Origin of the sequence: Mucilaginibacter paludis DSM 18603, assembly GCF_000166195.2 — a bacterium.
Taxonomy (GTDB): Bacteria; Bacteroidota; Bacteroidia; order Sphingobacteriales; family Sphingobacteriaceae; genus Mucilaginibacter; species Mucilaginibacter paludis.
Genome location: NZ_CM001403.1, coordinates 2,715,857 through 2,730,343, shown reverse-complemented (window position 1 = coordinate 2,730,343; position 14,487 = coordinate 2,715,857). Strand labels below are relative to the sequence as shown.

The 14,487-nt window shown below is 43.1% G+C and carries 12 protein-coding genes; all 12 read left to right on the top strand.

What is annotated here, in order from left to right; all coding sequences use genetic code 11:
• Positions 1-9 precede the first annotated feature (9 nt).
• The 12 genes from MUCPA_RS11355 (at position 10) to MUCPA_RS11305 (ending at position 14,479) form a co-directional block, all read left to right on the top strand.
• Complete coding sequence (locus tag MUCPA_RS11355) at positions 10-1,479, top strand: glycosyltransferase family 2 protein (RefSeq protein WP_008506500.1); 1,470 nt, start codon at positions 10-12, stop codon at positions 1,477-1,479.
• On the top strand, positions 1,454-2,641 hold the full coding sequence (locus MUCPA_RS11350) for an MFS transporter (RefSeq protein WP_008506499.1): 1,188 nt from the start codon (positions 1,454-1,456) through the stop codon (positions 2,639-2,641). Before MUCPA_RS11355 ends, MUCPA_RS11350 begins: the two co-directional genes overlap by 26 nt.
• Positions 2,642-2,988: 347 nt before the next feature.
• Entirely contained in the window at positions 2,989-3,300 is a 312-nt protein-coding gene (locus MUCPA_RS11345) for an SCO family protein (RefSeq protein ID WP_316928924.1), read from the top strand.
• Positions 3,290-3,994, top strand: a complete 705-nt coding sequence (locus MUCPA_RS11340; RefSeq protein ID WP_233276856.1) for an SCO family protein — start codon at positions 3,290-3,292, stop codon at positions 3,992-3,994. Before MUCPA_RS11345 ends, MUCPA_RS11340 begins: the two co-directional genes overlap by 11 nt.
• Positions 3,995-4,151: 157 nt before the next feature.
• A complete protein-coding gene (locus tag MUCPA_RS36950) occupies positions 4,152-4,538 on the top strand; it encodes a hypothetical protein (protein WP_157543874.1) in 387 nt (128 codons plus the stop codon).
• A gap of 149 nt (positions 4,539-4,687) precedes the next feature.
• Positions 4,688-7,168 carry a TonB-dependent receptor gene (locus MUCPA_RS11335; protein ID WP_008506496.1) on the top strand — a complete coding sequence of 827 codons (2,481 nt, stop codon included), beginning with the start codon at positions 4,688-4,690 and terminating at the stop codon, positions 7,166-7,168.
• A 245-nt stretch (positions 7,169-7,413) separates the two neighbouring features.
• Positions 7,414-7,800 carry a hypothetical protein gene (locus MUCPA_RS36945; RefSeq protein WP_008506495.1) on the top strand — a complete coding sequence of 129 codons (387 nt, stop codon included), beginning with the start codon at positions 7,414-7,416 and terminating at the stop codon, positions 7,798-7,800.
• A gap of 131 nt (positions 7,801-7,931) precedes the next feature.
• Positions 7,932-10,280, top strand: coding sequence for a TonB-dependent receptor (locus MUCPA_RS11325; protein ID WP_008506494.1), 2,349 nt, complete (start codon positions 7,932-7,934; stop codon positions 10,278-10,280).
• Between the two features lie 7 nt (positions 10,281-10,287).
• The gene (locus MUCPA_RS11320; RefSeq protein WP_233276855.1) at positions 10,288-11,256 is read left to right on the top strand and encodes a DJ-1/PfpI family protein; all 969 of its coding nucleotides are present in this window, start codon (positions 10,288-10,290) and stop codon (positions 11,254-11,256) included.
• A gap of 53 nt (positions 11,257-11,309) precedes the next feature.
• Positions 11,310-11,723, top strand: a complete 414-nt coding sequence (locus MUCPA_RS11315) for a hypothetical protein (protein ID WP_008506492.1) — start codon at positions 11,310-11,312, stop codon at positions 11,721-11,723.
• A 33-nt stretch (positions 11,724-11,756) separates the two neighbouring features.
• Entirely contained in the window at positions 11,757-12,254 is a 498-nt protein-coding gene (locus tag MUCPA_RS11310) for a DUF3347 domain-containing protein (protein WP_008506491.1), read from the top strand.
• Positions 12,255-12,295: 41 nt separating this feature from the next.
• The gene (locus tag MUCPA_RS11305) at positions 12,296-14,479 is read left to right on the top strand and encodes a TonB-dependent siderophore receptor (RefSeq protein WP_083839325.1); all 2,184 of its coding nucleotides are present in this window, start codon (positions 12,296-12,298) and stop codon (positions 14,477-14,479) included.
• Positions 14,480-14,487 lie beyond the last annotated feature (8 nt).

Genomic DNA, 14,487 nt, shown 5'->3' with positions numbered 1-14,487 from the left:
TCAAAAAACATGGAATCGGCATCAATCGTTTTAGCACTGTTAATGATAGCTATATGCTTATTATCAGTCCTGCATCGGGTTTTTAAATATTACGTCAACTTAGTATCGGTTAATTACAAAGTTCCAGTTATAACAGCTCAATTAACTGGAAAAAAAGTCGCCATCCTTATGGCTATCAGGAATGAAGAACCATCCATCGTTTTTAAAACGCTCGATAGCATGTTGAGGCAGAAATACGAAAACTACATAATCATAGTTGTAGATAACAATACGGAATCCGAAAGCTTGTGGAAGCCCATCGAAGAATACTGCAGCCAGAATGACAAATTGAAGTTTGTTCACATCATGAATCTAAAAGGGTATAAATCCGGCGCGTTAAATCTCGCTTTAGAATACACCCCTGAAGATTGCGATTATATTAGCGTTATTGATTGCGATACTATCGTTGATCCCAGCTATCTCTCAGACCTGATGTGCTTATTTGATAATCCTCAAACCAATGTCGTTTTAACGCCTTCAGGAGTACAAAGTGCAATGCTAACCCAGGAGTTTACTTTAGGTTTAGGGGTTATACACAGGTATTTCCATTCAATCTATATGACCTATGCCCATATGAAAGGCATAGTTCCATTTATAGGGAACATGTCCATCGTTAGAAAATCAGTTATAGAGAAAAATGGTCTTTGGGATGGACACTATCTTTGCGAAGACATGGAATTGTCCAGGAGAATAATAATGGCTGGTAGCAAATCGCAGTTTGTCGATATTCCTTATGGTAAAACATTGTTGCCACTTAGCCTAAAGAGTGCAAAGCAGCAATTCTACCGGTGGGCATTTGGCAATGCACAAATCTTTAGGGATAACTTTCTGAGAGATTTATTTAAAAAACCGAAGCTTGCATTAAGCTTTTATCCGATACCGGGCATTCATGCTAATTTATTCACTCTTCCATTCTACTGTTTTATAGTTCTCTCACTACTTCTGCATGTTTGTGGGATAGATAACCGTTACCTTGAATTAGCCAACATTGCTGTTTTCTCAGTGTTTGTTTTTGATACGATAGGAAATATAATAACTAATACATATCTCCTTAAGAAAGAAAAACTGACTGTTAAAACCGCATGGCTAGGCCTGTGCTTTCAAAAGGCTCTGGCTCTCACCTTCAGCAGGGGTACATATTCGGTACTTATAAATAAAAGTATGCCGTTCAAAATTACGCCTCATTTTAATGAAAAATTGCAGAATAACGTTCTGTATAATGTATATAAAAATTTCAAATTCGACACTTGTCTTTCTTTAGTTGTCGTTTTGTTAAGCGTTTTTGATGCCCGTTTTGGCGCATTAAACTATATATTAATTGCGAATGCATCTTTTGTTGTTTTGAGTTCAGTTTTTCAAGTGTATCTTTCGAGCCTTGAGCAATCTGAATTAGTTGAAGAAGATCTATCTATACATGAATTACAGGAAAACATCTATTAGAACGTCTGTTTCAATGATGTTTTTTACATCAGCACTTTGTTTTTCAAGTTGGACATGCAGGATTTCTTTTTTACAAGAGCGCTTATCTCTTAATGATGGTCAGTTTGGATTTTTGTTATTTTCACTGCCATTGGGAGTTTTTTTCTCGCTTCCTTTGTCCAATCTGTTAGCTAAGAAAATTGGAAGTCGGAAATTATTACTAGTAGGCTTAAGCTTAATGAGCGTCATCCTTACCGCGTTGTCTTTTATACACAATGTGTATTTATTTAGTACTTGTTTATTAGCGTTTGGATTTGCAAATAATGCAACAAACTTAGCGGCCAATATACAAGCCATAGAAACAGAACGGGTGTATCAGAAGCCTATAATTGGTTCTTTTCATGGCATATGGAGTGTGGCAGCGTTGATTGGATCAGTAATAGGGAGTTTATCAATGTCATTACAGATACCAATACAATTTCAATATGTCACAATTTCGGTTATCTCTATAATGCTAATTTTAGTATTTAATAAATTTCTTCATGTACATGACCTCAAAACTGAAAATAATTCGAAAACTTTTAACCTTAAAGTATTCAACAAGTATGTAATACTACTGGGCCTCATTGCACTTTGCGCAATGGTCGGTGAGGGTTCAATGTATGACTGGTCAGAAATATATTTGAAAAGAACATTCGGATCAAACCATTTCCAATCGTCCCTGGGTTATTCTTTATTTATGCTTAGTATGACTTTAGGGCGATTTGGCTCTGATAAGGCCGTTCGTTTTTTTGGTTTAAACTCTTCGCTTATACTCGGTGGTAGCATAATGGCGGTTGGGTTTTTGATTGCTATTTCTTCACCGAGTTTCGCTTTTGTGCTAATAAGTTATTGCTTGATAGGCTCAGGAGTAAGCCTTATCATTCCTGTAGTTTACGGTATAATTGCCAAAATAGGAAACACAGATATTAGTCAATATATAACTGTTGTATCTTCAGTTAGCTTCTTTGGTCTTTTATTTGCCCCGCCTGTAATTGGTATTTTGGCTCAATCTTTCTCCATTAAGATCGCTTTTATACTTCTGCTCCTAATAAGCCTTTTGTCTATTGTACTTTCTCAATACTTCATGTCATTATTAATTAGAAAGGATAGATCACTTCTTATTAACTCAAGAGAAACATAGTGGTATTCTACAGCGCTTAATAAGCTATTCTAAGCATATAGGACTGGCCAGTTGTGTAGCCGAATCAAAAAGACTGCGATTGGATATTAGCAATTTGATATGGTCAAAGCTTAGTGAAGTTAAATGTTTGTTATTCTAGAATGGAGCGTAAATGGCTTTGGGATTTCCGATATATTAACAGTTTGGTGTAGATGTCAGACGGTATAATTTATTAACAGGTTATAAAAATCTTTAAGGGCCCTATATTCATAATCATTATAATTCTGGTAGTTATAAAATTCGTCAAACAAGATAACAGTTCCCGTTAAAATCATGTTTATAATAAACAGCGTTTCTAAAACCTAAAAATGTATAGCATAGATTTCAAGTATGATGTACCGCATGTATTAAAGAGCTATGCGGTTAAACTGGGAATTACCGGCACGCAATGGGAATTTGTGCATGGTAGTAAGGAAGCGATTTACACTTTAGCGGAAAAGAACTACCTTGTATCCGTTGCCGAATCTGCCGGACAAAACGGAGGTTATGTGCACCAGGGCTATCTGGTATTGGTCGATAAGGAGAAACGTATTCGTGGTGCTTATGACGGAACTGATGAAAAACAGGTTGCCCGGTTGATGGAAGATATGGATATTTTACTCAGCTCATATGTCAAATAAAGCAAAGCAACCCTTCAGGTCGAAACCTTACGCGAACAGGAAAAAATTCAACTTGTTTTTAACGGGTATGATTTGCCTTGTGGTAGCAGTTGGCATAGTAATAATATTTAGCAAACCGACGCAAACGAAATTGCCTTTGCTTGGAGAGCCGGTGTTCAAAAAAGTAAATACGCCCCAGGGTACTAAAACAGATACCATCTATCCCGTTATTCCCCGGTTTAATTTTACGGATCAACTTAAGCAGCCTGTCAGTAATCAGACCTATAAAGGTCATATTTACGTTGCCGACTTCTTCTTTACTTCTTGTCCTACGATCTGTCCGGTAATGAGCAGGAATCTTAAAAAGGTTTATGACCAATATGCTGCTTTTCCTGAATTAATGTTTCTATCCTACACGATCGATCCGAAATATGATACCCCGGAAGTTTTGAACCGCTATGCAAAGGCGCTTGGTGCCGATGCGAAACGCTGGCATTTTGTGACTGGCCCCAAGGAAGAAATCTATCAACTTGCCGAAAAAGGATATTATTCTCCTGCAAATAAAGACGATAGCGTCGACGGCGGTTATGTACATAGTGGCGGGTTGATCTTGATTGACCGGAACGGGCATATGCGCGGGGTTTATGACGGCACCAGTGATGAAGAAGTGGGTTGGTTAATCAGGGATCTTAAAATCTTACTCGCAGAAAAATAAAATACGATGACCAGTGATCCCCACTTTGCCTTTCAGGGACTATTGCTAATGGCAGACGCCATGCGTTATTTGTTCCCTATAGAAAGTGGTGTCTGAACAGTAAATCGGAACAAAGCTTTGGTGTTAAATCTAAATACTTACTACCTTTGCACACAGCATGTATAAAAGAATAATAGGCTGGCTACTGATGCTCGCGGTTTTTACCGGGAGCTTTTCCACCTTGTTCATTTATGCGGGATTTAAACTCAATGAGGATTATATCGCAGCAAACCTTTGTGTTAACCGCTTTAATCCAGGACTCCATTGCAACGGTAAGTGCTATTTCATGCGAAAGATCAGGCAGGCTGAAGAGCATCAAAAGAAACAAGCCAGCAGGAGTAATTCGCTTCGCGTAGTAGTCAGCTTTTTTCAGGAGGCTTATCGTGTTCAGTTTTTAGAACCTTCTTTACTGGAAAAGCATAAAATCTGCCTTTCCAAATTTAACTATCTATATACCAGCCAGTATCTAGATACTATCTTCAGACCACCAAAGTCTTTAGTCTAAGCTATACCAGCTTCTCCCATAATTTCTGCAATAATCTGTTCAACCGTGGCAATGTCACCAGTTGATCATCTCTTTTTATTTAGAATTTAAATAAGAAATGGCCGCCCGTATGCATTTACGTGTGTGGTCTTTTCTGTCAGAAAAATGATATGAAAACTCCATTACGATTTTTTAATTTTCTTTTTATACTATTCATTATCGCTGTTGGCCAAACGGCTTTCGGAAAAATAACAACCGGCGATGGCAAAATCACCGGTAAAATCACTGATAAAAGTACCGGCAACCCGATAGCCGGTGTAACCATCACCATACCCGATCTGAAAATTGCAACCAGCACAGACGCAAACGGCAACTATTTGCTGAAACGGCTGCCGAAGGGCGAATACCTGATCCAGGTAAGCGCTGTCGGTTATGCCAGTGAAACCAAAGTGGTGGAGCTGGGTAATACCTATTCCGTTGATTTTAAACTATCCACATCGAATTACGAACTTTCGGATGTAGTAGTAACAGCTTTGGGCAACACCACTACCCGTAAACGCGCCACGATCCCCATTACGGTAGTGACCAATAAGATGATCCGGGAAGGCGTCGCCAATACGGCTATTGACCTGGTTTCCTCACAACCGGGTGTTAACGCGACGACAGAAGGCTCAGGTACCACCAAACCGCAGATCAACGGCTTGGGCTTTGACCGAGTACTGACCCTGATGGATGGCCTGCCGCAGGAGGATTTTCAATGGGGCGATGATCATGGAATATTGATCGATCCTTACGCGGTACACAGTGCCGAAGTGATCAGGGGGCCGGCTTCCCTGCAATATGGTGCCAGTGCAGAGGCCGGTGTGATCAGTTTCAAATCGGGCCCGCTGCCGCAAAACGGAACGGTTGTGGGCAGTGTGCTGACAGAATACCATACCAATAATGGGTACCTGGGAACTTCCTTAAACATCGCTGGCAACCATAATGGTTTTGTATGGGGGCTGCAGGCGAGCGGCGAAGCAGCGCACAGTTATTCTAATCCCAAAGACGGCTATGTATGGGGTACCGCCTGGAACCAGGTAAACGGGCGGTTGGTGCTTGGCGTTAACCGCTCATGGGGTTACTCGCGCCTTACCTTAAGCGCCCTGCACCGCAGGATAGAACTGCCCGATGGGAACCGCGACAGTACAGGCCGCTTTATGTTTGATTTTCCGCAGAACGGGAAGATCTATCCTACACGGTCTGATTTTCTTTCTTACAACGCCAACATTGCCAGCGATAAAAGCCTGGGCGAATACCAGGCCTGGTGGCAGAACAGTGTTAACGTGGGCAAAGGTAAAATTGGATTGGATATTGGCTTTGCGCGTAGTGTACACCATGATATTGATACGGGGACCGTTGGTGCAGGTAACTTAATATTGGGTGATATCCCTTTCAACCTGAAATACCAGATCGCAGATGATAAATCCGGCTTAAAGCTAACGACAGGAGTTAACGGCATGTATGAGTTCCATCATAACGGCGATGCCCCTCCATTGCCTTATGTACCTGATTATGAAATACCCAATTATACCAATTTTGAAATCGGCGGCTATGCCATCGTAGAAAAGAACTTTAAAGATCTGACGCTGAGTGGCGGCTTGCGCTTTGACCACACCAATTTTACAGGCGACCCCATGTCGTTGAACAGTGAAGGCCGGATAGTTCCTGTAGGGACTTCGGGTTCTACGGTGCAATTCAGCAGTTTTAATAATAAGTATAATGGCCTATCGGGGAGTATTGGCGCATCCTATCAACTGCCCGGCAATAACTATGTAAAACTGAATGTTTCGAAGAGTTACCGCGCCCCGGCGATCAATGAACTGACTAGTAACGGGTTGAATATCGGCTCCAACCTGGTGCAACTGGGTAATCGCAATTTAAAAGCCGAACAGGGCTACCAGGTAGATCTGGTATATGGCCATGATGGTAAAGATGTAAGCGTGGAAGCGGACGGCTTTTATAACCATATTAACAATTTCATATTTGCCAACCGCACCGATTCACTCTCCAGCGGCTTCCCGATCTATCAGTATCTTTCTACCAATACGGCGATCATCACCGGCGTTTCCGGCTTCCTGAATATTCACCCGGCAGCCACTAAATGGCTGGAAATTGATAATGGTTTCACTTATATTTATTCTCATATTCCCAACGAGACAGATTCAACCAGGCATCTGCCTTATATCCCGGCACCGCATTTAAACTCAGAAGTTAAATTCAGGTTCAATGACGGCCACAATTCAATTTTTAAAGGCACTTATGTCAAATTTGGCTTACAGCACGACTGGGCGCAGAACAATGTATACAGCGCATTTTATACTGAACTTCCTTCTGCGCAGTACACCATTTTTAATGCAGGCGTCGGCACCAATTTGGTTAACCCTAAAACCGGGAGAACCATTTGCTCGGTTTACGTGAATTGTACCAACCTGACCAATGTGGCCTATGCCGACCACCTGAACCTGGCGCAATACTTCCTGGCTTACAATGGTACACCGGCTACGGTAACCCAACAAAACCAGGGTATTTACAACATGGGCAGGAATATCAGCTTCAAGTTGATTTTCCCGTTTGGCAGTAACAGCCACAAAACCACAGCGGAAGAATAGCCGGAATGGGTAGTAATGATTAAAGTCAAACACAGGCGGGTCTTTTCCTTTTATCATTGGAAAAGGCCCTGATGCTTGATTGATCAATCCATATTGGTTTTCCTACATTAATTCATAGGCATTAACGAGTAGCCCATAGAGCCCTCATAAACAGCTTGCCCTTGGATCTTATTTATAATAATTCCAAATAAAAACAAGGCTCTCCTTAAAAGGCTTAGAGAGCTTATATTCTATAACTTTGCAAAATGTTTCGCCAGGCAACCATATTTCTTTTGATCCTGACTACGCTTACGGCGAACTGTTCCCGCTTTTTTGTTTTTGCCGGGTTTGAACTCAATAAGAAATATATCGTTAGCAACCTCTGCGAGAACAGGAACAGGCCATACCTGCATTGTAACGGTAAGTGTTATTTCATGAAGAAAATCAGGCAAGCAGAAGAAAACGAAAAAAAGGAAGCTGCGAAAGATAACCTGAACCGCCTGGAGGTTTCGTTATTTCACGAACCGTTTCAGCTATCTTTTCCAGCCCCGGTTCTTTTAACCGGCATCGAACAATCCTTTCCTGCGTACACTTATCAGTATAGCAACCGCTATATTGACACCATCTTCAGACCGCCCAAGCAGATCGCTTAATTTCTGTTAATTTTTTAAATGCTTCATGATAGATAGTGTAAACTGTCTTTGCGAAGCCATTATTTATTTTGCTTTCGGGTAATTGCCTGCATCATGAGCCGGGCATACATGTTTGCATTCAACGCGATCTGATGAAATCTTTCTATACATTATTTATCCTATTATTTACAATACCTGCATTCGCCCAATCCGGTAAAATTCGTGGTACCGTTACGACAACCGGCGGAGAAGCCATTATTAAAACGACGGTTAAATTACTCAATACGAATTATGGCGATCTGACAGACAGCCAGGGTAAATTCAGCATCAACAATTTAATTGATGGAAATTACACACTTAGTGTTTCAGCCCTTGGCTACGCCTCTCAATTGAAATCTTTTGAACTTAAAAAAGGACAAACACTTATCCTTGATTTCAAACTGGCTGAAAGTAACCAGCAACTGAATGAAGTGACCGTATCCTCAGAAAAGCGCCAGGAGGCTATCCAAAAAATACCGGCCGCGATCACCTCTTTAGACGCTAAACAAATTAAGGAGTACCGCTTATGGGATATCACCAACCTGACCGCCATTGCACCAAGTTTATTTGTCGTAGAGCATGGCAACAGCACTAGTTCTAATTTCTTTAACATTCGCGGGGTGATGGGCTTTTCCAATGAGCAGGCCGTCGCTACTTATGTGGATGGTGTTTACCAGTTTGATTATTTTTCTGCCCCGCCCTTGTTCAATGATGTACAGAGCATCGAGATTCTGCGCGGCCCGCAGGGAACGCTGTACGGGCGTAACGCCTTTGGTGGTGTGGTGAACATTACCACTAAACAACCCGGTAATACACCTTCCGGTTATGCAGAAATGACCTTCGGTAATTACGGGCAGCAGCGGTATACGGTCAGCCTTTCAGAACCTATCATCAAAGATAAACTGTTCGCCAGCGGTTCTTTTACCTATAACCACCGTGGCTCGATCTATTACAACGAGTTTACCAAAAGCGGTTTTGACAGACGGGAAGATTATTCAGGCAACTTTAATTTACGCTACCTGCCATCAGCGAAATGGTCGCTTGCGCTGAATGTAAAAACCGAAAATGACAATGACAAAGGCAGCTTTCCCTGGGTAGGATCAATTGATGAGGTATTTTCCAAACCATACCAGGTGAACACCAACAACACCAATGTGGAACGGAGAAACAACTTCAATACCTCACTGGCGGCCAATTACTATGGCAGGAGTTTTAACTTCACTTCGGTGTCTTCGTACATCAACTGGCATGAGTATTACGAGGGACGGGGCGTTGATTATGACTTCAGCCCTTTGGATGCTTTGAGTACTGCCCCTGATCAGCGCCAGCATATCTTCGCACAGGAGATCCGTTTTTCTTCACCTTCCGCAAGCAGCAGCAAGTTGAAATGGGTAGGAGGAGCTTATGGGTTTACGCAAAATCTTCACATGATCACGCCGACATTTTATGGACCGGATTATGTACAATTTGACCCGACATCTGCCGCGCCGTTTACCACGATCGGCAACAGCCACGGCAACAACAAAGGCTATGCATTCTTCGGACAGGCGATCTATTCGCTGGCTAAAAAACTGGACTTCACCGCGGGCATACGTTACGATTACGAAAACCGTGGCCTGAGCCAGTATACCGATTACCAGAAAGACCCTGATCCGGCAACCGTGTTAACCCCGAATGCCGATTACCGGGCCAGCTTTCACGCGGTAACCCCCAAATTCGTATTAAGCTATAAGATACAGGATAATATGCTGCTTTACGGAAGTTATGCTCGTGGTTTCCGTGCAGGCGGCTTAAACACCAACGCGACCGATCCGGCACAAGTGCCTTACCAGCCAGAACATTCGGATAATTACGAGATCGGTTGGAAAAACATGCTTTTTAATAACAAGCTGAAATTCAACCTGACCGCATTTTATCTCGAACAGCATAACCAGCAGATCAGTACGGCCATGGACGGTATTAATGCATTGATCCTGAACGTTGGTGAAATGCACAATAAGGGCGTAGAACTGGAAGTAACGGCCCTACCTGTGAAAGGCCTGCAAATTGACTGGAATGCCAGCTATTCACATGCGCGTTATGCCTCGCTGTTGTTGTATAGTGCAGACGCGAAAGCGGTAGTGAATTACAAAGGCGACCAGCCTATCAATACGCCGCCAATCAGTTCGATGCTGGCAGCGCAGTACACTTATGATTTCGCGGGCAGCAAACAAAAATTAGCTGCTTTCGTCCGTGGTGAATATCGTTATATCGATAAATATTACTTTGATTTTGTGAACGGTTTAAGCCAACCGGCCTATAGTTTATTAAATGCTAAAGCCGGTATCAGCAATCAGCATTTTGAATTGAATTTCTGGGCGCGCAATATCACGGATAAAAAGTATGTGGCTTACGGCTCTTTCGGCACCTTCCTTTTAGGAAGCCCAAGAACTTACGGAACCACTTTGATCGCAAAATTCTAAAATAAAGATGATGAAAAAACTATTTTTTGCTGCATCGGTCATCTTATTGATCGCAGCCTGCAAAAGCAAACCAAAGGATATAGAAACAGCCAAAACAAAAAGCCATGAAGAACAGATGGCCATGTTACCTGAACCAAAAGTGCAGATCAAGACAGTTGGGATTCTGCTATATGATAACTATGCAGTTTTGGATGCAATGGGGCCTTACCATGTGTTGAGTGAACTGATGGGCGCTAAAGTGTTTTTTGTGGGGCGTCATAAAGGATTGATCACCACCGGTGACGGCCTGAAAGTACAATGTGATACCTCCATCAACGAGGTAAAGCAATTAGATATTTTGGTGATCCCCGGAGGTTTGAATGAAACCTACACCGCCACGAAAGATACCGCTTTACTGAACTGGATCAAAGCCATTGATGTTCACTCTAGATACACCACCAGCGTTTGTACCGGTGCCTGGATACTGGCTTCGACGGGTTTGCTCAAAGGTCATGAAGCCACTACGCATTGGTTCGGTAAGCAGATCCTGAAAGATCAATTTGGGATCACCGCAGAAGACAAACGCTATGTGCATAGCGGCAAGTATTGGACAAGTGCAGGCGTTTCAGCGGGTATCGATATGAGCCTGGGTTTGATCAACGACATCATGGGTGATAAGTACACCCAAACGGTGATGCTTGACCTGGAATACGACCCGCAGCCTCCGGTCAAAGGCGGCAGTGAGCATAACACAGATAAAGCGATTGTGGAAAGTGTACGCACCATGTATAACAGTGCTTTAGAACCTTTGCTGCACCCTGAAAGCGTATCCGCAAAAGCCAAAATTGACAACGATAAAGACCCGGTTTGCGGCATGGCACTGGCAGGTTATGCGGATACCGTTCATTACAAAGGGAAGATCATCGGCTTTTGCTCAGCACGTTGCAAAGAAGGTTTCCAAAGAAACCCAACCGCTTACGAGTTGCACACACGCTAACCAGAACTCACGAAATGACTGTAATCGCAAAAAATTAATTTATACCGCTTAAAATGACAGAGATCACGACCTCATCTATATTGGCATTATCGGCCCTGACACCAGCGGCGATGTTCAGTTACCTTGGTCTGGAAAAGTATCGTAGTAAACTGCACTTTTTCTGGTCTGAAAGTACCGTTGCATTTGATATGCAGTTCCACCGGGGCGCATTCGAGCGCCATGTAAGGCACCATATCAAAACGCAATTAAAAGAACAGGTGACCTTAACCATCGGCGGCGAACAGATGAAAGGCTTCATCAGGCAGAACGGGCGCAATCAATTTACCTTTTTTATTAATTATAACTCACCCGTCATCAGTGTCCGAAAAGTTGATGGCGGATGGCAGGTGATTGATGAAGAAGAGAAATGCCCCAGGGAATTGGCAGTTCATTTTATGATGACTTTAGAAAATAGACTATTCAGTTGAATATCAAAAAATTAACCATCAAAAACAACAGACATGAAAACACTAAAAACAACAGTTTTATTTTGGGCAATAACATTGCTTTCCATCGTAACCGTTAAAGCGCAAAGCCCACAGGCTAAACCGCTGAATACCGTGATCACCAATTACCTGGCCCTGAAAGACGCCCTGGTCAGCGGGGACGGCACAGTTGCTGAAGCTAAAGCGAAAACTTTACTGGCATCTGTCGGCGAAGTGCCTAAAACCGGTTTGAGCGGTGATGAAGCGGCCTTATTGCCTAAGCTGGAATTTGACAGCAGGCATATCAGCGAAGTGAACAAGATCGCGCATCAACGCGAACACTTCGCCAGCCTTTCCAACAACCTGTATACCCTGGTGAAAAAGCTGAAAATCAACAATACGGTACTTTACCGCCAATATTGCACCATGACCAAAGCGTATTACCTGAGCGGTTCCGATAAAGGCAAAGACCCTTACATGGGTATGAGCAATTGCAGCAAGGTAACTGAAACATTACCGGCAGCAAAAAAATAACCAGTCCATCCCAATTCCATCCCAAATATACGACCCTTTAAATGAATAAATTTTTAATGATAACAGGTGCCCTGTTACTATCCGGCAGCTTGTATGCACAGCAAAGAAAACCGGCTAATCAAGATACGGCGTCGGTAAAAAAAGATACGACTACACATAACCTAAAAGAGGTAACAGTAACCTCTAAATATTATAAAAAATACAAAACCGATAAAGCCTCCGGTTCATTAAAGGTGAATACCCCAATTCTAAAGCTTTCTCAAAACATCCAGGAAATTGATCAAAGTGTCATTGCCGACCAGCAAGCAATTACCATCAATGAAAGTATCACCCGTAATGTGAGCGGTGCCGTGCGTAACAATAATGCTGACCTGTATACGCCTTATGTTTACATGCGCGGCGCCCAGATCACGCCTTTACGCAATGGGATGGATATTTCTATGATCTATGCCGGGCCGAGCGCGGAGGATGCCGCCATTATCGGTCGGGTGGAGTTTATTAAAGGTCCATCCAGTTTTATCAACGGCTTGTTTGATCCCGCCGGTTCATTTAACGTACTCACCAAACAACCGATGGGCACGCACTCCAACCAGATCAACCTTACTGCCGGCAGCTTCAATCTATATCGGCTCAGCGCAGACCTGGACGGTAACTTAGACGAGTCCGGTAAATGGCAATACCGGTTGAATGCCGTTGGGCAAAAAGATAAATCATTCCAGAAATATAACTTTAATGATAAGGTAGCGGTGGACCCGGTATTGAAATACAATATCAATAAGCACTCATCCATTTCGGCAGAGTACATCTTCCAGACACAGCGTTTCCAGCAGTACTTTGCCACGGTGTTTGCGCCTGATGGATTTGCTTCGCTTCCCCGCGATTTTACGATCAATGACCCTAACAAGAAGCCTTATCAGTCAACAGAAAATAATGGTTTCCTGAGTTATTACAACGAGTTTAACAGTCATTGGCGATTTACGGTAAAAGCAGCGTACGCCAAAGATCATTTGGAGGGCACCTACTTTTTTGTTTCGAAGTACAATGCCCAACAGCCTAACCTCATTATGCGTAGGGCCAGTTACGAGCGGCTAAATACCGACGTGTTAGCCATCCAGCCTTACATCAGTGGCGAGTTTAACACCGGAGCAATCAGTCACCATTTCCTGGGCGGCATTGATGTAAACCGCAAGCATTTTCTTTCCTATTCAGGATCCAATGACCCAACAGCTAAACAAACCCTGTATCCATTGGATGCTAACAACCCGGTGTACGGGATCAGTTTTGATGCCAATGCGCGTACGGGTAATCTTTCTGATATCGCTACGGATCAACAGTCCATCAGTTACCAGGCAGCTTACGCACAGGATGAGATCGGCTTATTGGACAATAAATTACGCCTGACACTTGCGGCAAGGTTGACTTTCTCCAATACCGGGGTGCAGAAGAACCCGGTAACAACAGGTTTGGGCAGCACCGATAACACCGCTTTTACACCTAAAGTTGGCCTGGGTTATTCCCTGATGCCTGATTTTTCGGTGTATGGCTTATTTGACCAAACCTTTACACCGCAAAGTGGGGTAAGTACCACCACCGGAGAGGCTTTTAAACCTTTGCTGGGGAAAAACCTGGAAGCGGGTTTAAAGAAAGACTGGGCAGGTGGTAAATGGAATACCACGGTATCGGTTTATCGCATCGTACGTGATAATGTTAAAGTAACAGATCCGTCTACCAACATTCAATCGCAGCTGGGCCAAACACTGTCTAAAGGTATTGAGTTTGATTTGAAAGGTGAGATTGTAAAAGGCCTCAACGCGGTGGTTAACTACGCCTACACAGACAGCTATATTTCCAAAGATGCCAACCCGCTGCGCGTAGGACTGGCAACCCCATTCCGGGTGAAGCATATCCAAAATACCTGGCTTAACTATCAACTACCGGGTGCAGCGTTAAAAGGTTTTTCTGTTTCCAGCGGTTATCAGTTACAGGTAGGCCGAGCCGGAAGGTATGAATTGCAGAAATTGCAGCTTGCACCAGTTTTCAGGGTGGATGGAGGTCTTGGCTGGACGAACGGTCGCTATTCGGTTAATGCAATCGTGAATAATATACTGAACCGCTACAATTATGGCAGTGCCTGGATCACACCCTCATCCGGCACAGTCGGCACTTATGCCTATGTTCCGTATCCTCCGCGTGAGCTGAGGCTGAATATAGGCTTTAACTTTTAACAGATCAG

Bases quoted from the DNA above. Each gene is read 5' to 3' on its own strand.
- MUCPA_RS11355 (WP_008506500.1), top strand. From the start codon at position 10: ATGGAATCGGCATCAATCGTTTTAGCACTGTTAATGATAGCTATATGC.
- MUCPA_RS11350 (WP_008506499.1), top strand. From the start codon at position 1,454: ATGAATTACAGGAAAACATCTATTAGAACGTCTGTTTCAATGATGTTT.
- MUCPA_RS11345 (WP_316928924.1), top strand. From the start codon at position 2,989: ATGTATAGCATAGATTTCAAGTATGATGTACCGCATGTATTAAAGAGC.
- MUCPA_RS11340 (WP_233276856.1), top strand. From the start codon at position 3,290: ATGTCAAATAAAGCAAAGCAACCCTTCAGGTCGAAACCTTACGCGAAC.
- MUCPA_RS36950 (WP_157543874.1), top strand. From the start codon at position 4,152: ATGTATAAAAGAATAATAGGCTGGCTACTGATGCTCGCGGTTTTTACC.
- MUCPA_RS11335 (WP_008506496.1), top strand. From the start codon at position 4,688: ATGAAAACTCCATTACGATTTTTTAATTTTCTTTTTATACTATTCATT.
- MUCPA_RS36945 (WP_008506495.1), top strand. From the start codon at position 7,414: ATGTTTCGCCAGGCAACCATATTTCTTTTGATCCTGACTACGCTTACG.
- MUCPA_RS11325 (WP_008506494.1), top strand. From the start codon at position 7,932: ATGAAATCTTTCTATACATTATTTATCCTATTATTTACAATACCTGCA.
- MUCPA_RS11320 (WP_233276855.1), top strand. From the start codon at position 10,288: ATGATGAAAAAACTATTTTTTGCTGCATCGGTCATCTTATTGATCGCA.
- MUCPA_RS11315 (WP_008506492.1), top strand. From the start codon at position 11,310: ATGACAGAGATCACGACCTCATCTATATTGGCATTATCGGCCCTGACA.
- MUCPA_RS11310 (WP_008506491.1), top strand. From the start codon at position 11,757: ATGAAAACACTAAAAACAACAGTTTTATTTTGGGCAATAACATTGCTT.
- MUCPA_RS11305 (WP_083839325.1), top strand. From the start codon at position 12,296: ATGAATAAATTTTTAATGATAACAGGTGCCCTGTTACTATCCGGCAGC.